Source organism: Chelatococcus sp. HY11, assembly GCF_018398335.1.
GTDB lineage: Bacteria > Pseudomonadota > Alphaproteobacteria > Rhizobiales > Beijerinckiaceae > Chelatococcus.
On sequence record NZ_JAHBRX010000001.1, the window covers coordinates 3,915,622 to 3,932,706 of the forward strand.

Below are 17,085 nucleotides of genomic sequence, written 5' to 3' on the forward strand. Positions count from 1 at the left end.
TCGGCGGGGTCGCACTCTGTCGCGAAATGTCGCGTCCGACAACCGTCTTCCCTTGGACAGCTTTCCCGCACCGAGCCAAGCAGTGACCGCGCCTTGATTGTATTCGCGACGCGGCGTATGGAAAATTGTTACCCGCCGATGGCGAAGTCGACGACTCACTCGAGAAATTTGGCCGCGCGTGCTCTTCTTTTCCCAGTCGTTCCTCTTCGTCTTTCTGCCGATCGTGCTGGCCGGCGCGTTGTTTCTCTCCCGTATCCGGGGCGCCCTGTTCGTGGTGCCGTGGCTCGCCGTCGCCTCGGTGGTGTTCTATGTGCAGGACGGCTGGCGCCACGCCGTCCTCCTGGCCCTGTCCATCGTCGTCAACTGGATCGTGGGGGCCGGCCTCATGCGGGCGCGGGACAATCCCCGCGTGGCGCGCATGATCTTCCTTGCCGGAGTGGCCTTCGACGTCGGCCTGCTGGCGGTGTTCAAGTACCTCGATTTCCTCATTCGCACTGCGAATGATCTCACCGGCTGGCATGGCGCGGCCTTTGAAATAGCGCTGCCGGTCGGTATCTCCTTCTATACATTCACGCAGATCGCCTACATTTCAGATGTCTATCTCAAGCGTCACGATCACGAGCCGTTCATCCCTTATGTCCTCTTCGTGACCTTCTTCCCGCATCTGATCGCCGGCCCCATCATCCACCACAAGGAGATGATGCCGCAGTTTCACGCGCGCCGGCGGATCTCGCTGTTTTCCGATGAAATGGCGCAAGGCTGGCTTCTGTTCGCGATCGGGTTGTTCAAGAAGCTCGTCGTCGCCGACACGCTCGCCCTGTTCGCCGATCGCGGGTTCGCTGACAAGGCGGAGCTCGGCGTGGGCGATGCGTGGCTCGCGAGCCTCGCTTATACCTTCCAGCTCTATTTCGACTTCTCGGGCTATGCCGACATGGCGGTAGGGCTCGCGTTGATGTTCGGCATCCTTCTGCCGTTCAACTTCAATTCGCCCTACAAGGCGCTCAATATCCAGGATTTCTGGCGCCGCTGGCATATGACGCTGTCACGCTGGCTGAGGGACTATCTCTATATTCCACTCGGCGGCAACCGCGGCACCGAGGCCCGGACGCTGGGCAATCTCTTCATCGTCTTCCTGGTCGGCGGCCTCTGGCATGGCGCGGCCTGGACCTTCGTGATCTGGGGCGCCATGCATGGCGCCGCCATCGTCGTCCACCGGCTTTGGGTGCAAGCCGGGATGCGGATGATGCCGGCGCTCGCGTTGCCACTGACCTTCCTGTTCGTCAATGTCGCCTGGGTGCCGTTTCGCGCGCCGGATGGCGCAACGGCGGCCGGAATCCTGTCCGCGATGGCCGGCCGCGCGCAATCAACCGACGTCATGACGCTGTTCGCCATGGATTGGCACTGGCTTGTCGCCCTGCTCGCGCTGTGCGTGGGAATAGTCTGGAGCATGCCCAATTCCCAGACGATCGTCCTTGGCGGGCGCTGGCGCATAGGCTGGGTGAGCGGCGTGGCGACGGGCCTCGCGATCTTCCTCGCGCTCATCCGCGCGGGCGGTGGCGAAACGTCGCCGTTCCTGTACTTCAATTTCTAGGGGCGGCCGACGATGTCCCGAAGCCGCAACGGCCAATTCCTCATGGCGGGTGTCGTCACCTTCGTGGTGCTCGCCGTTGCGAGCTTCCTTGTTTTCGATCGCCTGCTCGTCCTGCCGGCGCGTGATCCCCCGCTGTCTGTGAGGCAGGTCCTGTTTGAGCAGACGACCGGTCCGCGGATCATCATCGATGCGGGATCCAACGCCTATGTCGGGCTTGATCCGGAAATTCTTGAACGCAGGTTCGGTCACCAGACCGTGCTGCTGGCCGACCATGCCGGCTATCCGCTCGATATGAAGCTCTCTCGCCTGGAGAAGTATCTCCATCAGGGCGATGTCCTTATCTTGCCGCTCGAGTGGAACTATTACGTCGGCCACTTCAGTGATCGGACGTTCACGGACAATGTTTTCACGGCGCTCAAGCATTATTATCGCGCGCTCCCCTTTTGGGAGCGAGCCCGTTTCTTTTTCACGGGCATGAAATTTTCCTCCGTATTCAAATATGTACGGTCCCTCGTTCTCGGCGAGGTGGCGCGGCCGAGCTCTCGGGCCATTGTTTCCGAATGGTATGCCCAGTTGAAGCATTCGCCCTTTGGCGCGGCGCTCAATGATGGTCCGGTGCCGCGCTATGTCGGTTTTTTCGACTGTCGCAGCATGTTGCTGTTCGGAGAGAAGAACGGGGCGCCCGACCTGGAGAGGCTGGCGGACCGGCTCGCCGCGATCGCCCGCGCGCGGCAGGTGAAGATTGCGCTGACCTGGCCGGTGGTGATCGGCAAGGATTGTTACGATGCCTATGAGCGGGATTTTCGTCCCGCCGAAAATGCGCTCCGGGCCGCGATGGGACGCGTCGGCATCCCCATCCTGGGCAATCCGCGCGACTACTACTTCGCCGATGAGCGCTATATGCTCGACACATATTATCATCCCATCGCCGAGGGCGCGCGTATCCGTACGCGCCGTTTGGCCGAGCAGGTCGCGGAGGCGGGAATTCTGGCGTCTCAGGCTGTATCGGCCGCCGAGCTCGCGCAGCAGCGCCTGGAGGCGGTCGATGCCGCGATTGCCGGCGTGGCCTATCGCGGGCTTGTGCCGGCCAGCAACGGCACGCATGTGATCGATCAGACGGCTGTCGAGAACAACATGCTGTTCGGCCGTGGATGGTCCCAGCCCGAAGCCAACAGCTTCATCTGGTCGGACGGACTGGAATCGGTTTTGGCCATCCGTTTGCCGGAGCGCCGCTGCCGGCTGACGCTGAATCATTTTCTCCATGGCGAGCAACGGGACAGCGAGGTGCGGCTTGTTCCCTCGCGGACCTGGCAATCGGCATCCGAACCGATCGAGGTGCCGGCGGCGGCAAGGGGCGTAGCGCTCCTCCAGCTGCGTCACTGGGATGTGAAATCGCCGCTTGAACTTGGCCAGGGTACAGACCCGCGGCTTTTGAAGTTCAATCTGCAATCATTCACGGTCGACTGCGAAGGCTGACAGAAGGCGGGCGCATGAGGATGCGCCCGCCGTGCAGCTGTCAGCACTGCTGATAGCGGCGACCGCGATACCAGTAGTAATCGCAACGGGGTGTGGTCGCGTTGCCCACAATTGCACCGCCGACACCGCCGATAGCCGCCCCAGCCAGAGCACCGCCAGCGGTTCCTGTCGCGAGGCCGCCCACAAGCGCGCCCGCGCCGCCGCCGATGAGGGCGCCACCGACCGTGCGGTCCGTTGGGTTGTTGGGGTTGCAAGCTGCGAGACCAAGCGCCATAGCGCCGACGGCCAATAGCTTCTTCATAAGACTGACTTCCTCCATGGATGCTGCATGACTGAGCATACTGTCCCGTTTTAGGCTAACCGGGCGCGATAATAAACCGCGCTTGCTGCGGCGGGCGCCGCCGCCTTCGTCTTACATGAAGCGGTGGGGGTCTTGGCCGGGCACGGCGGCTTCTCGTCCAGCAGGTTCCCCGCAGTGGATGTTGCAATGAAAAAAAGCCTCTGTTCCAGCTCATGGCCTGAGCATCAGGCGATCCTGGGATGGTATTTCCTGTCGTCAGCAATAGACATCGTGTGCACTACTTGCAAGTTTTACGTTATTCCATGGATAACATACTGCATAGAAACACGTTTATAATTCATCTTCTGGGCAATAGATCGGCAAAATAACAAGAGAATGAGTAATTGTTTTTGATATGAATGGTTGTAATCGGCTGGCGTGAATATATAATATGGTGCGAGCACAATTTTCTTAGATTGTAGCCATGCCAGTGATATTGCTGTAGTGACGGTTCGCCCTAAGTATTGGCGCTAACAGTAAAATCAAAATGACATATCTGGAGTGGCGAGCGTGGAGTAAGGAGAGGATGGAAGAGAGAGCAAGAGGCCCCAAGGTGGGCGCGTCGATCGCGCCTTGTGCAAGCCGTATCGAAAACGTTGCTGTTCAGGACTTTTCGATCGATCAGTTGTCGCCCGTCGATCAGGATAACGACGATCAGGAGCCCGGGCACGTGGCCCATCTGGAACTCGTGCGTATTGTGGAGCGTGTCTATCGACGCTATCTCGATCTTCTGCGCAATGATCTGACTCGGCTGGGCGTCGACGACGTGAGTCCGTCACAGGTGATGATGCTCTTCACGATCGGTGGGGACGATCTGTCGGTGCGTGACCTCATCGATCGCGGGCATTATCTCGGTTCAAACGCGTCCTATAACCTCAAGCGGCTTGTGGAATGCGGTTATGTCGAGCGCAGCGCATCCCCACGTGACAAGCGGGCTGCCCGTATCCGGCTGTCCGATGAGGGGCGGCATCTGTGCGATCTCATCCGCAAGATCGATGACGGCTATCATCGTCTGGCGGTGAGGGATGACGAGCAGACGCGCGAATTTGCTGTCACCTTCACGACGTTACAGAGGCTAGAGCATATCTGGACCAATGCTGCGCGCTATGGTGAGGCGCGGCTCGTCTGAAGATGTCGGGACCTGCGATGAAACCCTCGATGGCGCAGGTCCCCGTTGCCTCAGGCCTGCGCCTGCTGGGCCCTGATGGCGTCGGCCTTCTCAAAGGCGCGGATGACGGCTGGCCTTTCGGCGATTGTTTTGAACCAACGCTCCACGTTGGGGAAATCCTGGAGACGTTGTCCATGGCGCTCATGGGGGACGACCCAGGGATAGCAGGCCATGTCAGCGATCGAATAGTCGCCGGCAAGAAATGGCCTGTCGGTGAGGCGTTTATCCATCACGCCATAAAGGCGGGCGGTTTCCTTGACATAACGCTCGATGGCGTAGGGTATCTTTTCAGGAGCCACGTTGCTGAAGTGATGGTTCTGGCCGGCCATGGGGCCGAGACCGCCCATCTGCCAGAACAGCCATTGCAAGACTTCGGAGCGACCGCGAATCTCGGAGGGGATGAAGCGATGAATTTTCTCCGCGAGATAAAGCAGAATCGCGCCGGATTCGAATAGAGAGACCGGCGCCCCACCGTCGGCCGGTTCGTGATCTACGATGGCTGGGATCCGATTATTCGGCGCGATCTTGAGGAAGTCTGGGCTGAACTGCTCACCCTTGCCGATATTCACCGGATAGATTCGATAAGGCAGGCCTGCTTCCTCAAGGAAAATCGTTATCTTGTGGCCGTTCGGGGTGGTCCAGTAGTAAACATCGATCATATCAGGCTCGCTCAAAACCATCGTCGGGCTCGGATGGTGCTCCATCCCTCTGCCAGACGATGCACTATTCTAAGCGAGCTTCCAAATTAGCGGGCATCCGGCCAAGGTGGGCCCGCCATCCCCGGATAGCGGGCCGTCGGGCCGATGCAAGGCAAGGGCGACGTAATGTCGAACGGCCGTGGGAGACCTTTAGTCAGTCTTCGAGCTCGCCGATATGGTTCTGCGCATAGAGTTGCTCACCGAGTTGCTTGATGAGCTCAAGCTGCGTCTCCAGAAAGTCGATATGACCCTCTTCGTCTGTCATGAGCTCAATGAAGAGATCGCGTGACGGATAGTCTTTCTGCGTCTCGCAATAGGCCGCAGCTTCCTGGTATAGCGCGCGAGCACCGACCTCCGCGGCCAGATCGCATTCGATGACTTCCTTGACGGTCTGGCCGATCTGCAAAGGGTCCAGAACCTGGAGATTGGGGTGCCCATCAAGGAAAAGGATGCGATCGACGAACTTGTCGGCATGCACCATCTCCTCGATCGACTCCGCGCGCCACTTCTTGGCCATGGCCTTGTAGCCCCAGTTATCGAGCATGCGATAATGCAGCCAGTACTGGTTGATCGCGGTCAGTTCGCTACGCAATCCGCGATTGAGGTATTCTATGACCTTTGCGTCGCCCTTCATGGCATCCAACTCCCGTGGCCTGGAATTTCAATTTAGAATAATTATAAACTTGGATTTGAAAGATCAAGCCCATGACCACTCGAGAAGCGCGTTTTCCCACGGGGGCGTGGCACCGCAGGGCAACCCCGGATCGGATTGTCGTAGAATTCCCTTTAGCCTGACCGCAGACTTGGCCGTCTCTTCAAGGGGAGGACGCGGCGGCGCGCGCCGTGGAGCTGGGGGCATCGCATTTCGCGGGGCGCTCGCGACAAGCCCTTCAGTTCAGGCGGTGGACTGGCTCAAGCTTGCTGCCGTCGTGCTTGTGACGCGGCTTTATTCGGCCGCGACAAGGGTGGCCCGTTCGGGCTGATCGACCTCGCGATGAGCCATCTCATGCCCATGGGCATGCTCATGAGGGACATGGTCGTGCTGACCATGCATGGCGCTCGGACAAATCGCGCAACCAACCGGGCAGGCAGCGGCACGGGCGTCGGAGAGGATGCGGCGCACGGTCACGAGGCACCGGCCGCAATCGGGGCTGCAGCCGAGACAACGATACGCCTGCGCGGGGCTGCGCGGCTTCGTCGGATCCTCGTCTGCCAATGTGCTGCGTATATCAGCATCGGTCACGACGTTGCAGTGGCAGACGATCATTACCGGTCCAGTTTAGAATAATTCAAAAAAACCTTTTATATCAAGAACTTAACGTGCACAGCCGAAAATTCAAGGCCTTTCCCTGCGACAGAATCGCCCCTTTTGCGGACAATCGGCGCGGAAGTGGTATTGAGGTCCGCGGAGTTGGAGCATCCCTTTGCGCATCCCTGCCGACGCGTTATGCCGGGAGGGACATGATGGCAGGCAGGCTATGATCCGGATTAATGATCGCATCGAGCTCGACGAGCGGGAGATCGAGGAAAGTTTCGTCAGGGCCGCTGGTCCGGGCGGGCAGAATGTCAATAAGGTCTCGACGGCCGTTCAGCTGAGGTTCGACATCCGGCGCTCGCCCTCGCTTCCCAATGATGTCGCGATCCGCATGATGAAGCTGGCCGGCAGCCGGGTGACCAATGATGGCGTGATCGTGATCACGGCACAGGCCCATCGCAGTCAGCAGCGCAATCGCGAGGAGGCCCTCGAACGGTTGATCGCGCTCATCCGGCAGGCGACCCATGTCGACAAGCCGCGCCGCGCCACCCGCCCGACGCTCGCCTCCAAGGTGAGGCGGCTCGATAGCAAGAGCCGGCGCGGCGCCATCAAGGGATTGCGCGGCCGCAAACCGGGGGAGGAGTAAGGGCCTGCGAGAATATGCGCGATAGCCCGGACGGTTTTCATCCGGGCGCCTCGCGGGGTGCAGTATCTTGCTCGTTTTTCTGGAATTATGGTTGTTTGGATCCCCTTCCCGAGCGGCTTCGCCGCTCGCCGGGGATGACACAGCTCACGCCGGGTCAGGGCTCTCTATGTCGTCAAGTTAGGTGCGACCGCTCCATCCATGTCGTCCCCGGCGTCGCGCAGCGACGGGAAGGGATCCAGCGGCTGGGCCAGGATGTGTGGCCTGACAGGTTTCGGGAAAAAGCAGGGCGGTGTTGATCTCTCGCCGTTGCGGGGAAGTTGGCGTCGCGTTGAGCGAAGCCGCGGCCGGGCTTCAAGCTTTCGGCGGATAGAGATGGGTCTCGCCCTGATAGTCCGTGACGTCGTAGCTTTCTGGGTCGAGGCTCTCGCACAGATATCCAGGGCCGATCGGAACCTTGCCGTGGCCGCCGGGAATGTCGAGCACGTAGGTCGGTTGGCAAATGCCTGAGACATGCCCGCGCAAGGCGCGCATCAACGCCTGGCCCTCGGTGATGGTGGTGCGCAGATGGCTGGTGCCGGGCGCGAGATCACCGTGGTGCAGGTAGTAGGGTTTGACGCGGCTCTCGACGAGGGCGCGCAGCAGATCGGCCAGCGCTTCGGGCGTGTCGTTGATGCCCTTCAGGAGCACGGACTGGCTGAGCATCGGGATGCCGGCATCGACCAGCCGCGCGCAAGCCGCGCGGGCGGCGGGCGTCAGTTCCCGCGCGTGGTTGGCGTGGAGCACCACATAGCTTGCCTTGCCCTCAGCCTTGAGTGCCTCCACCAGCGTCGGCGTGATCCGCTCGGGATCGACGACGGGCAGGCGCGTGTGCCAGCGGATGACCTTCACATGGTCGATGGCGGCGAGGCCGGCGACCGACTCGGCGATACGGCGGGGCGAGACGACCAGCGGGTCGCCCCCGGTGATCACCACCTCCCAGATCGCCGGCGTCTGACGGATATAGGCGAGGGCGGCTGCCATCTCGTCCGGCGTCAGCATCTTGGCGCCCGGGCCCACCATCTCGCGGCGGAAGCAGAAGCGGCAATAGACGGCGCAGACATGCACCAGCTTGAGCAGGACACGATCGGGATAGCGATGCACGATGCCCGGGGCGGCCGCATGGGGCTCGTCGCCGATCGGGTCGTCGATTTCCCCGGGCCGGCGGTCGAGTTCGGCCGGATCGGGAATGAACTGCCGGGCGATGGGATCGTCAGGGTCGGCGGCATCGATCAGGTCCGCCATCGCCGGGGTGACCGCGACGGCATAACGAGCGGCGACGGCATCGAGCGCGGCGATCCGCTCGGGCGCGACTAGACCACCCGCCGCTAGCTCGGCGGGGCGGGTCATCTGGCGCGTCGGCCGTGCCTGCGCGGCGCCGGGCGAAAAGGGTTTGACCGGTGAATTCATCAGGAGCGGTTGTGCCCCTTCAGGGCATGGGTGTCCAGAGCACGTCCTCGATGCGACGCGCGCCGACCGCCAGCATCACCAGCCGGTCGAGGCCGAGCGCGATGCCGCTGGCCGGGGGCATCGCCGCCAGCGCCGCCAGGAAATCCTCGTCGAGCGGATAACGCTCGCCATAGATGCGCTCCTTCTCGTCCATGTCGTGAATGAAGCGGTTGCGCTGTTCCTCGGCGTCGGTCAGTTCGCCAAACGCATTGGCCAGCTCCACACCGCAGACATAGAGCTCGAAGCGCTCGGCGAAGCGTGGGTCGTCGGGCTTGCGGCGGGCGAGTGCGGCCTCGCTCTCGGGATAGTCGTAGAGAATGGTGGCGCGCCCCAGTCCAAGCCGTGGTTCGACACGCTCGCTGATGACGCGGCTGAAGATATCGCTCCAGCCGTCGTCCTGCGCGACGCGCAGCCCCTTCGCCCGAGCAGCGGCTGCGAAGGCATCACGGGCGCCGGCCGGATCAGCCCCGGGCAAAATGGCGGCGAGATCGATGCCGGCGTGTCGCGAGAACGCCTCCACGACCGAGAGGCGCTCCGGGCTCGCGTGCGGATCGGCGGTCAGGTCGCGATAGCGGAAGATGTCGGTTGTGGCGGCCTTGGCGGCGAGTGCGAGAATGTCGGCGCAATCGGCCATCAGGCTTTCATAGCCCGCCCCGGCACGGTACCATTCCAGCATCGTGAATTCTGGATGATGCAGGGGGCTGCGCTCCCGGTTGCGGAAGACGCGGGCGAGGTCGAAGATGCGCGTCTCGCCGGCGGCCAGCAGCTTCTTGCAGGCGAATTCCGGTGATGTATGGAGGTAAAGCGGCGTATCGCCCTGGTCCAGGCCGACGAGCATGGTGCGAAAGGCGTGCAGATGCGTTTCGTTGCCCGGTGAGGTTTGAAGAATTCCGGCTTCAACCTCGACGAAATCCTGCGCCGCGAAGTGTTCGCGCAGGGCACGGATGATCGCCTGGCGCGCGAGAAGGGCGGGACGACGGCGGTTGTGCTGTTCACGGGACCACCAGGGTGACGGCGAGGCCGACGGCAACATAGGCATTTTGAACGGATCCGGAGCGTTTTTTCGGTGCGGGATATGGCGCTTGCCGTCAAGATCGGTATTGTGCACCGAAATTTAGCGGCATTGGTGGCCTGATGGCGCGCCGATGTCTTTAGCCATTCGATGAATCAAGGACGACCACCGTGAAGGTTATCGCGAGCTCCGTGCGCAAAGGCAATATTCTCGAGGTGGACGGAGCGCTGTATGCCGTGCTCTCGGCCGAGAGCTTCTTTCCCGGCAAGGGAACGCCGACCACTCAGATCGACATGCGTCGCCTCTCCGACGGGGTGAAAACCTCGCAGCGCTATCGTACGACAGAGCAGGTCGAGCGCGCCTATGTCGAGGATCGCGAGCACACCTATCTCTATCAGGACGGCGCCGACTATGTCTTCATGAACCCCGAGAGCTTCGAGCAGATCACCGTTCCGGCTGATGTGATCGGCGATCAGGCCGTGTATCTGCAGGAAGGAATGGCCTGTATGGTCTCGATCCATGAGGGCGTGGCTGTTTCCATCGAGCTGCCGCAGCGCGTGGTGCTCGAGGTGGTGGAAACCGAGCCGACGGTGAAGGGGCAGACCGCTTCCTCATCCTACAAGCCGGCTCAGATGTCGAACGGCATCCGCGTGATGGTGCCGCCGCATATCTCCACCGGCACGCGCATCGTCGTGATGACCGCCGACAACTCCTATGTCGAGCGCGCCAAGGACTGAGGCTCGTCTGACTGAGGCGCATCTGTCGGCTGAAGCGGCGGGGCAGGTGCTGCCGCTTCGATCAGGCCCCAGATCTCCGTTTCCTGGCTGCGTCCCCGCAGGAGCGTGTTGCCGATACGATTGAGCTGGCTCAAGGTCGGCGGGACGGCGCCACCATCGCAGTTGCGCGCGGCTTCGAGCGCTTCCTGGCTGACAATGAGAGCCGCGCCATGGGTTCTGCATAGCACCTGGAGGCGGCTCGCGGCATTGACCGTGTCGCCCACGACGGTAATGGCGAGCGCCTGCTCGCCTCCGATGTCGCCGAGCATCACATCCCCCTTGTGAATGCCAATTCCCATTGCGACTTCAGGCAGGCCGCGCCCGACCCTGTTCCTGTTGATCCCTTCAAGTGCTTCCAGCATTGCAAATCCGCAGGCAAGCGCCCGTCGCGCGTCGTCACCGCGCGGCTCGGGCATCCCGAACACCGCCATAAGCCCATCGCCCAGGAAGCGATCGAGCGTGCCGTGATGGTCGAAGATGACCTTGGCCATCGCCTTGTGGAAGTCGCGCAGCAGCTCCATCGTTTCCTCGGGGCCGGCCGCTTCCGAGAGGGTGGTGAAGCTGCGGATGTCGCAGAAAAGTACAGTGGCCGGCAGCTTGCGCGGCTTCGCGAACGGTCGGCCGAGGCGTGCCACGAGTTCCACCATGTTGGGCGAGAAATGGCGCGCGAGATTGATTCGCTCGGCCGCGCTGCGGCGGCTCTCCGCCACGGTTGCATAGAGCACGAATTGCGTCGAGGTGACGGTGAGAATGTAGAGCTGCGCCAGGAGCAGGAGGATCGGCAGATCGAAGTTGGAATCGCCGTCGTGGCTGCCGACCACCATCAGGGTCAGACTGGCGGTCGTCAGAACGATCGCGCAGAAGAGCCGCGGCCGGGTCGAAAAGGCTGCGGCCGCGAGCGCGGGGCCGATCAGCAGCAGCATGGCCGCGTTCTCGACCATGGCAGGCAGATTGACAAAAAGTGCGGCGAACGCCGTGACGATCGTCAGGCCCCAGAGCGTCAGGACGGTTACTGGCGGACGCTCCCAACGGCCGGGCTGGCTCCAGGCGATCAAGGCTGGCGTCACCATGACGCAGCTCGCCAGGTCGCCGATGAGCCAGGGAATGAAGCTGCCTATAAAATCGGAGGCTCCGCTCAGAGGCTCGATTCCCCGCAGGGCCAGTGACCCGCGCAATATCGTGGTGCCGACCAGCGCACTGCCTAAGGCGAAAGCCTCGCAGCCCGCCGCCAGAAGAATCACCATGCTGCGCGGGTGACTGAACGGATCTTTCGGGCCATCCCAGTTTTGGGAGAAGAGCCTGCACATCGCGGCGCCGAATATGGCGCCGGTCACCGCCGCGCTGATGAGCAATACCTCTGTCAGGAAAAAGCCGAAAGTCGGCTGATTCTTCTGCAGGGTGGTTATGATCGCGGCGAGAAGGCCTCCGGTGATCGTTGGTCCGAGGCCCATGACGAGGTTGGCGCGACCGTAACGCAGGATGAGGTAAAGCGCGATACCGCCTGCCGGCCACAACACCGTGATGTCGTTGGCGATGGCCCCGTAGTTATGTGCCAGGACGGCAAGCACACAGTATAGCGCCGTCCAAACCAGAAAACCGACCACGATTGCTCCCCGCCACAGCTGGCGAAAACTACCCCTTTTCGCCGCAACAGCCTATCGGAAAGGAGCAGGCCGCAAGCGGCACATGTCTCCACCGGCAGATCGGAGAAATCGACCTCAAAGGGGTGTCCGGCAAAACGCAGGATCCGCCGATGGCCTGTATGAAGCTATGTGGTGGCGCACATGAACAGGATATTGCTGGCTGCAGAGTAAAAAAGAACCCGGATGGACAGGCCATCCGGGTTTGCCAAGTCTCGGGCGGAGATTAAGTCTCGGGCGGAGAAAGGTTTAGTCATAAACGGACAGCCGTGGTCATCCCGCGTCCACGATGCCGCGAGGTTTACCAGCTTGGGAGTATGGAACCCTTGAAGGTCTTTTCGATGAAGCTCTTCACTTCGGGAGTGTGGTAGCTGTCGACAAGTATCTTCACCCACGGCTTGTCCTTATCGACGCTGCGGACCGCGATGACGTTCACGTAGGGACCTTTCGCGTCTTCGGTGAGGATGATCGCCGAGGGATCGATACCGGCCGAGGTCGCATAATTGGTGTTGATCGACGCCGCCGCCACGTCATCCAAGGTGCGTGGGGTCTGAGCCGCCTCGATTTCCAGGAACTTTAGCTTCTTCGGATTGTCGATGATGTCGAGCGGGCTGGGCTTGAAGCCGACGCCTTCCTTCAGCTTGATCAGTCCCTTGGCCTGGAGCAGCAGCAGGCTGCGCCCGCCATTGGTCGGGTCGTTCTGGATAGCGACGGTGGAGCCTTCGGGGATGTCGTTCCAGGACTTGTATTTCTTGGAATAGATGCTGAGGGGGAACGTCACGGTGGATGCGACATTCTCGATCTTGAAGCCACGATCGGCTTTCTGGTTGTCGAGGAACGGCTCGTGCTGGAACGAGTTGGCCTGGATGTCGCCGGAATCGAGCGCCTGATTGGGCACGACATAGTCGGAGAATTCGACGATCTCGATGGTGACGCCCTGCTTGGCGGCAATGGGCTTCACCGCTTCCAGGATCTGCGCATGCGGGCCCGGCGTCACGCCGATCTTGATCGTTTCCGCTTGGGCGGACAGGGATGTCGCCGCGAATGTGAGGCTTGCCGCGACGGCGAGGGTTAAGAACGAGAGTTTCATGGCAGTCTCCGTGGACAGATATTCTTCAGGATCAGGCACGCGTGATCAGCCGTGGCGCACGCGCTTGTTCAGCTTGCGCGACAGGGCGTCGCCGAGGCTTTGGATGCCCTGCACGAGAAGGATGAGGACGAGAACGACAGCGGCCATCACATCCGGCATGAAGCGCTGGTAGCCATAGCGGATGCCGAGATCCCCCAGGCCGCCACCGCCAACCACGCCGACGATGGCGGAGAAGCCGATCAGGCTGACGATGGCGAGCGTCAGGCCTAGCACGATTCCGGGCAAAGCCTCGGGCACCAGCACCTTGGCGAGAATCTGCACCGGGCTCGCGCCCATGGCGCGCGCCGCCTCGATCAGCCCCTGATCGACCTCGCGAATTGAGCCTTCGACGAGGCGGGCGATGAATGGGGTGGCGGCCACCGCGAGGGGGACGATGGCCGCCGTGGTGCCGATCGACGTGCCCGCGACAAGGCGGGTGAACGGGATGATCGACACGGTGAGAATGATGAAGGGTGTCGAGCGCGCAGCATTCACGATGATGCCAAGGACACTGTTGGCGACGGGCGCCGACAGCAGCTCGCCGCGCTTGCTCGTGGCCAGGAAAACGCCGAGCGGCAGGCCAATGAGGGTGCCGATCGCGGTGGCGGCTGCGACCATGTAGAGCGTATCAAGTGTTGACGCGGCGATCAGGCGGATGATTTCAGGCGACATCGCTCTGTCCCCCCTTGTTCTGCGTGGCGTCCACCGGGGCTTGATCGGCGCCGAGGGCGATGAAGCCCAGCGTTTCGACATCCAGGCCGCGCGCCGTGAGGAAGGCGGTGATGCGTTGCAGCAGGCTGGCGTCGTTGGGCACGGCGACGATCAGCGTGCCGAACGGCCGTCCGGAAATGGCGTCCACCGTGCCGCCGAGGATATTGACGTCGATCGCGAAGTTGCGGGTGATCTGCGACAGCACGGGGTCGGTGGCGTGCGAGCCCCTGAAGATGACGCGCAGGACGGCCTGGCTGGAGGGAGCCGCCTCGGTGGTCAGGCGCGCGGCGACATAGGCGGGGAGGGCACGGCCGCTTTCGGCGGCCAGGAAGGTCCGTGTCGTCGGGTGCTGCGGCCTGGTGAACAGGTCGAATACGTCTCCCTTCTCGACGATGCGGCCCTTGTCGATAACCGCCACGTCACGGGCGATGCCCCGGATCACGGCCATTTCGTGGGTGATCAGGAGAATGGTGAGCTTCAGCTCGGCATTGATCGTCGCGAGCAGGTCGAGGATCGAGCGGGTGGTCTCGGGATCGAGCGCGGAGGTCGCCTCATCCGAAAGCAGCACCTTGGGCCGCGTCGCCAGCGCCCGCGCGATGCCGACGCGCTGCTTCTGGCCGCCGGAAAGCTCGGCGGGATAGCGATCGCGCTTGTCGGCGAGGCCCACGAGCTCGATGAGGGGGCCGACCCGCTGCCTGATCTCTTCGCGGCTGGCGCCGGCGATCTCGAGCGGCAGGGCGACATTGTCGTAGACGGTGCGGGAGGACAAGAGATTGAAGTGCTGGAAAATCATGCCGATCGAACGCCTGAGCTGTCTCAGGTCTTTCTCGGCCAAGCGCGCGACGTCGGTGCCATCGACCAGGACACGACCCGCTGTCGGCTTCTCCAGGCCGTTGACGAGGCGGATCAACGTGGACTTGCCGGCGCCGCTGCGCCCTATGACGCCCAGAATTGAGCCGCGCCGCACGGTGAGATCGATGTCCTCGAGGGCGGCGACCGCGGTCTGCCGCCCTCGGGCGGCGAATGTCTTGGCGACGCCCTCGAAACGCACGACGGCATCGTCAGCGGCCAAGGGCGGCTGGGCTGCGTCCTGCGGATGAAATGGAAGAGCGTTCACGGTTGATCTCGTTTCTCATAGGATTTGCGGCAGAATAACATGCGCCGCCCTACAATGATTGCTTGTGCTGCGAAAGTATAAGCGCGCGATGCTGCCACGATTATGCTTGATGGGCCGGTTGTGGGGAGGGCCGCCACGTCGGGTTGCTTCGTCGCCGAACAGGGCCTTTGACGCGGCGGTCCTCAACGCAGCCCGGATCAGTCGATACGGTGCGGGACGTTGCGCCGTCCGACCCCGTTGAGATGGCGCTGCGCTGCCTTCTGGGCAGCCCACGGATCGGCAAAGACCTGACCGTTCAGGCTGTAGAAGGGACGCGCGGACGCATGGAAGCGATAACCATGGGTATCGCGCGCAACGATGCCAGCCGGCCGGCCGGCGACCTCGATGAGATAGCTGTCGTACATGATGTTTATGCGCCGGTGCTGTGGCGCCTCTCTTGCTCGGATTGTCCGGAATGACTGGTCAGATGCGCTGGTTGCGACAGCACATGCCTGCGACGTCACATCGACACGGACACATTCGGGAGGAGCAGAGGGCATGACCGGCTGCGCGCGGAGCCTGGCTCGACGGCGAGTGGTGCGAGAAAGAAAGTGCCATGCGCATCTCCTGCATTGACCGGAGCCACGAAGACACTTCGTGGCGCTTTAGCGTTTGGTGACGCGGCGCAAGCTGCTTTCAAATTCCCGCGGTGGACCAGATTTCGCCGATCCGACGGCTCCATACATAAGGCCCTTCTGGTGAAAGTCAACAGTTTATGTAGAATTATATTTTTCACATGCACTAAATGTATTTAATTGTTCGGCACAAGTTGGCGGCTCGCGCGTTCGATAATGTGAACTGATGGTCCGGAGGGCTTGAGGAAGAAGGGTTGTCACCGCTCATTTTGACGTATAATTTATGTGAAATTATTAATTCCACAAATTCTATATTGATTATGTAGAAATATGCGTAAACAATGCGGTCAAACTGGTTCCATCGAGCCGGATGATTGAGGAGGCCGCCATGGTGACGAATACATTCAAGCTGTCGCGCCGGTTTGTCGTGGCGCTCGCGGCGCTCGGTGCCGCGTCCGCGGCCTTGCCGGTTGCGCCAGCGCGTGCGGAGACGGTGCTGCTCAACGTCTCCTATGATCCGACGCGGGAGCTTTATCGCGAGCTCAACGCCGCGTTCATAGCGGACTACGAGAAGAAGGCAGGCGAGAAGCTGACAGTCCGGGTCTCGCACGGCGGTTCCGGTTCGCAGGCGCGGACGGTGATCGACGGGCTCGACGCCGACGTCGTCACGCTCGCGCTGGCCGCCGATATCGATGCGATCGCCAATCGCACGGATCTCATTCCGAAGGATTGGCAGAAGCGCCTTCCCAACAATTCCTCGCCCTATACCTCGACCATCGTTTTCCTGGTGCGCAAGGGGAACCCGAAGGGCATCAAGGATTGGGATGATCTGATCAAGCCCGGCGTGCAGGTGATCACGCCCAACCCGAAGACCTCGGGTGGCGCGCGCTGGAATTATCTGGCGGCCTGGGGCTTCGAGCTTGGCCGGACCAAGAGCGATGAGAAGGCGAAGGAATTCGTCGCGGCCCTGTTCAGGAACGTGCCTGTCCTCGATACGGGCGCGCGCGGCTCGACGATCACCTTCGCCCAGCGTGAGCTCGGCGATGTGCTGCTCGCATGGGAAAACGAGGCGTTTCTCGCTTCCGCCGAGTTCGGCGCCGACAAATTCGACATCGTCGTGCCGTCAATTTCGATCCTGGCCGAGCCGCCTGTCACGCTTGTGGACGGCAACGTCGACAAGAAGGGCACTCGCAAGCAGGCAGAGGCCTATCTGAACTTCCTTTATACGCCCGAAGCGCAGGCGATCATCGCCAAGCACAAGTATCGGCCGTCGAAGCGGGAGTTCGCGCGCAAGGAGGATCTCGCGGCTTTGCCAGCTATCAAGCTCATCACGATCGACGATGTCTTTGGGGGCTGGACGAAGGTGCAGAAGGAACATTTCGACAACGGCGGCATCTTTGATCAGATCGTGAAGGTCAAGCGATGAG

At 61.7% G+C, this 17,085-nt stretch carries 17 protein-coding genes; 6 read left to right on the plus strand and 11 right to left on the minus strand.

Annotated elements, in window-relative coordinates; translation table 11 throughout:
- Nucleotides 1-178 precede the first annotated feature (178 nt).
- Nucleotides 179-1,591 carry an MBOAT family O-acyltransferase gene (locus tag KIO74_RS17800; protein WP_213333108.1) on the plus strand — a complete coding sequence of 471 codons (1,413 nt, stop codon included), beginning with the start codon at nucleotides 179-181 and terminating at the stop codon, nucleotides 1,589-1,591.
- A gap of 12 nt (nucleotides 1,592-1,603) precedes the next feature.
- On the plus strand, nucleotides 1,604-3,067 hold the full coding sequence (locus KIO74_RS17805) for a hypothetical protein (protein ID WP_213333109.1): 1,464 nt from the start codon (nucleotides 1,604-1,606) through the stop codon (nucleotides 3,065-3,067).
- 40 nt (nucleotides 3,068-3,107) lie between these two features.
- Here the strand turns inward: KIO74_RS17805 and KIO74_RS17810 are convergent, their stop codons facing one another.
- Complete coding sequence (locus KIO74_RS17810) at nucleotides 3,108-3,368, minus strand: YMGG-like glycine zipper-containing protein (RefSeq protein ID WP_213333110.1); 261 nt, start codon at nucleotides 3,366-3,368, stop codon at nucleotides 3,108-3,110.
- Nucleotides 3,369-3,933: 565 nt separating this feature from the next.
- On the opposite strand from KIO74_RS17810, the gene KIO74_RS17815 reads away from it, so the two are divergent.
- Nucleotides 3,934-4,536 carry a MarR family winged helix-turn-helix transcriptional regulator gene (locus KIO74_RS17815; RefSeq protein WP_213333111.1) on the plus strand — a complete coding sequence of 201 codons (603 nt, stop codon included), beginning with the start codon at nucleotides 3,934-3,936 and terminating at the stop codon, nucleotides 4,534-4,536.
- Nucleotides 4,537-4,586: 50 nt separating this feature from the next.
- On the opposite strand, the gene KIO74_RS17820 is transcribed toward KIO74_RS17815, so the two are convergent.
- The 3 genes from KIO74_RS17820 to KIO74_RS17830 all read right to left on the minus strand — a co-directional run bounded on the left by KIO74_RS17820 (nucleotide 4,587) and on the right by KIO74_RS17830 (nucleotide 6,540).
- On the minus strand, nucleotides 4,587-5,234 hold the full coding sequence (locus KIO74_RS17820) for a glutathione binding-like protein (protein ID WP_213333112.1): 648 nt from the start codon (nucleotides 5,232-5,234) through the stop codon (nucleotides 4,587-4,589).
- Between the two features lie 193 nt (nucleotides 5,235-5,427).
- Nucleotides 5,428-5,907: a bacterioferritin gene (gene bfr / locus KIO74_RS17825; protein WP_213321729.1), complete on the minus strand. Its 480-nt coding sequence runs from the start codon at nucleotides 5,905-5,907 to the stop codon at nucleotides 5,428-5,430.
- A gap of 312 nt (nucleotides 5,908-6,219) precedes the next feature.
- The gene (locus KIO74_RS17830; RefSeq protein WP_213333113.1) at nucleotides 6,220-6,540 is read right to left on the minus strand and encodes a (2Fe-2S)-binding protein; all 321 of its coding nucleotides are present in this window, start codon (nucleotides 6,538-6,540) and stop codon (nucleotides 6,220-6,222) included.
- 211 nt (nucleotides 6,541-6,751) lie between these two features.
- Between KIO74_RS17830 and arfB the strand changes: the two genes are divergently transcribed.
- Nucleotides 6,752-7,174, plus strand: coding sequence for an alternative ribosome rescue aminoacyl-tRNA hydrolase ArfB (gene arfB / locus KIO74_RS17835; protein WP_213333114.1), 423 nt, complete (start codon nucleotides 6,752-6,754; stop codon nucleotides 7,172-7,174).
- A gap of 351 nt (nucleotides 7,175-7,525) precedes the next feature.
- On the opposite strand, the gene KIO74_RS17840 is transcribed toward arfB, so the two are convergent.
- Together KIO74_RS17840 and epmA are read right to left on the minus strand one after the other, a co-directional pair.
- Nucleotides 7,526-8,620, minus strand: a complete 1,095-nt coding sequence (locus KIO74_RS17840; RefSeq protein ID WP_502762084.1) for a lysine-2,3-aminomutase-like protein — start codon at nucleotides 8,618-8,620, stop codon at nucleotides 7,526-7,528.
- 19 nt (nucleotides 8,621-8,639) lie between these two features.
- Nucleotides 8,640-9,698 (minus strand): EF-P lysine aminoacylase EpmA, encoded by a 1,059-nt coding sequence (gene epmA, locus KIO74_RS17845; protein ID WP_249731045.1) that lies wholly within the window; start codon nucleotides 9,696-9,698, stop codon nucleotides 8,640-8,642.
- Between the two features lie 143 nt (nucleotides 9,699-9,841).
- Between epmA and efp the strand changes: the two genes are divergently transcribed.
- Nucleotides 9,842-10,408 (plus strand): elongation factor P, encoded by a 567-nt coding sequence (efp, locus tag KIO74_RS17850; protein WP_213333115.1) that lies wholly within the window; start codon nucleotides 9,842-9,844, stop codon nucleotides 10,406-10,408.
- On the opposite strand, the gene KIO74_RS32500 is transcribed toward efp, so the two are convergent.
- The 5 genes from KIO74_RS32500 to KIO74_RS17875 all read right to left on the minus strand — a co-directional run bounded on the left by KIO74_RS32500 (nucleotide 10,384) and on the right by KIO74_RS17875 (nucleotide 15,448).
- Complete coding sequence (locus tag KIO74_RS32500) at nucleotides 10,384-12,051, minus strand: adenylate/guanylate cyclase domain-containing protein (protein WP_213333116.1); 1,668 nt, start codon at nucleotides 12,049-12,051, stop codon at nucleotides 10,384-10,386. The two genes, efp and KIO74_RS32500, sit on opposite strands and share 25 nt — an antisense overlap.
- Nucleotides 12,052-12,388: 337 nt before the next feature.
- Nucleotides 12,389-13,177 carry a MetQ/NlpA family ABC transporter substrate-binding protein gene (locus KIO74_RS17860; RefSeq protein WP_213333117.1) on the minus strand — a complete coding sequence of 263 codons (789 nt, stop codon included), beginning with the start codon at nucleotides 13,175-13,177 and terminating at the stop codon, nucleotides 12,389-12,391.
- 45 nt (nucleotides 13,178-13,222) lie between these two features.
- Nucleotides 13,223-13,888 (minus strand): methionine ABC transporter permease, encoded by a 666-nt coding sequence (locus tag KIO74_RS17865; protein ID WP_213333118.1) that lies wholly within the window; start codon nucleotides 13,886-13,888, stop codon nucleotides 13,223-13,225.
- Entirely contained in the window at nucleotides 13,878-15,044 is a 1,167-nt protein-coding gene (locus KIO74_RS17870) for a methionine ABC transporter ATP-binding protein (RefSeq protein WP_213333119.1), read from the minus strand. Before KIO74_RS17870 ends, KIO74_RS17865 begins: the two co-directional genes overlap by 11 nt.
- Nucleotides 15,045-15,241: 197 nt before the next feature.
- A complete protein-coding gene (locus KIO74_RS17875; RefSeq protein WP_213333120.1) occupies nucleotides 15,242-15,448 on the minus strand; it encodes a hypothetical protein in 207 nt (68 codons plus the stop codon).
- Between the two features lie 598 nt (nucleotides 15,449-16,046).
- Here KIO74_RS17875 and KIO74_RS17880 point away from each other — a divergent pair.
- Nucleotides 16,047-17,084, plus strand: coding sequence for a sulfate ABC transporter substrate-binding protein (locus KIO74_RS17880; protein ID WP_213333121.1), 1,038 nt, complete (start codon nucleotides 16,047-16,049; stop codon nucleotides 17,082-17,084).
- Nucleotide 17,085 lies beyond the last annotated feature (1 nt).

Excerpts from the sequence above, each read along its gene's own strand:
- KIO74_RS17810 (WP_213333110.1), bottom strand. The coding sequence starts at position 3,368 with ATGAAGAAGCTATTGGCCGTCGGCGCTATGGCGCTTGGTCTCGCAGCT.
- KIO74_RS17830 (WP_213333113.1), bottom strand. The coding sequence starts at position 6,540 with ATGATCGTCTGCCACTGCAACGTCGTGACCGATGCTGATATACGCAGC.
- KIO74_RS17865 (WP_213333118.1), bottom strand. The coding sequence starts at position 13,888 with ATGTCGCCTGAAATCATCCGCCTGATCGCCGCGTCAACACTTGATACG.
- KIO74_RS17880 (WP_213333121.1), top strand. The coding sequence starts at position 16,047 with ATGGTGACGAATACATTCAAGCTGTCGCGCCGGTTTGTCGTGGCGCTC.
- epmA (WP_249731045.1), bottom strand. The coding sequence starts at position 9,698 with ATGCCTATGTTGCCGTCGGCCTCGCCGTCACCCTGGTGGTCCCGTGAA.
- bfr (WP_213321729.1), bottom strand. The coding sequence starts at position 5,907 with ATGAAGGGCGACGCAAAGGTCATAGAATACCTCAATCGCGGATTGCGT.
- KIO74_RS17805 (WP_213333109.1), top strand. The coding sequence starts at position 1,604 with ATGTCCCGAAGCCGCAACGGCCAATTCCTCATGGCGGGTGTCGTCACC.
- KIO74_RS17820 (WP_213333112.1), bottom strand. The coding sequence starts at position 5,234 with ATGATCGATGTTTACTACTGGACCACCCCGAACGGCCACAAGATAACG.
- KIO74_RS17875 (WP_213333120.1), bottom strand. The coding sequence starts at position 15,448 with ATGTACGACAGCTATCTCATCGAGGTCGCCGGCCGGCCGGCTGGCATC.
- KIO74_RS17840 (WP_502762084.1), bottom strand. The coding sequence starts at position 8,620 with ATGAATTCACCGGTCAAACCCTTTTCGCCCGGCGCCGCGCAGGCACGG.
- arfB (WP_213333114.1), top strand. The coding sequence starts at position 6,752 with ATGATCCGGATTAATGATCGCATCGAGCTCGACGAGCGGGAGATCGAG.
- KIO74_RS17860 (WP_213333117.1), bottom strand. The coding sequence starts at position 13,177 with ATGAAACTCTCGTTCTTAACCCTCGCCGTCGCGGCAAGCCTCACATTC.
- KIO74_RS17815 (WP_213333111.1), top strand. The coding sequence starts at position 3,934 with ATGGAAGAGAGAGCAAGAGGCCCCAAGGTGGGCGCGTCGATCGCGCCT.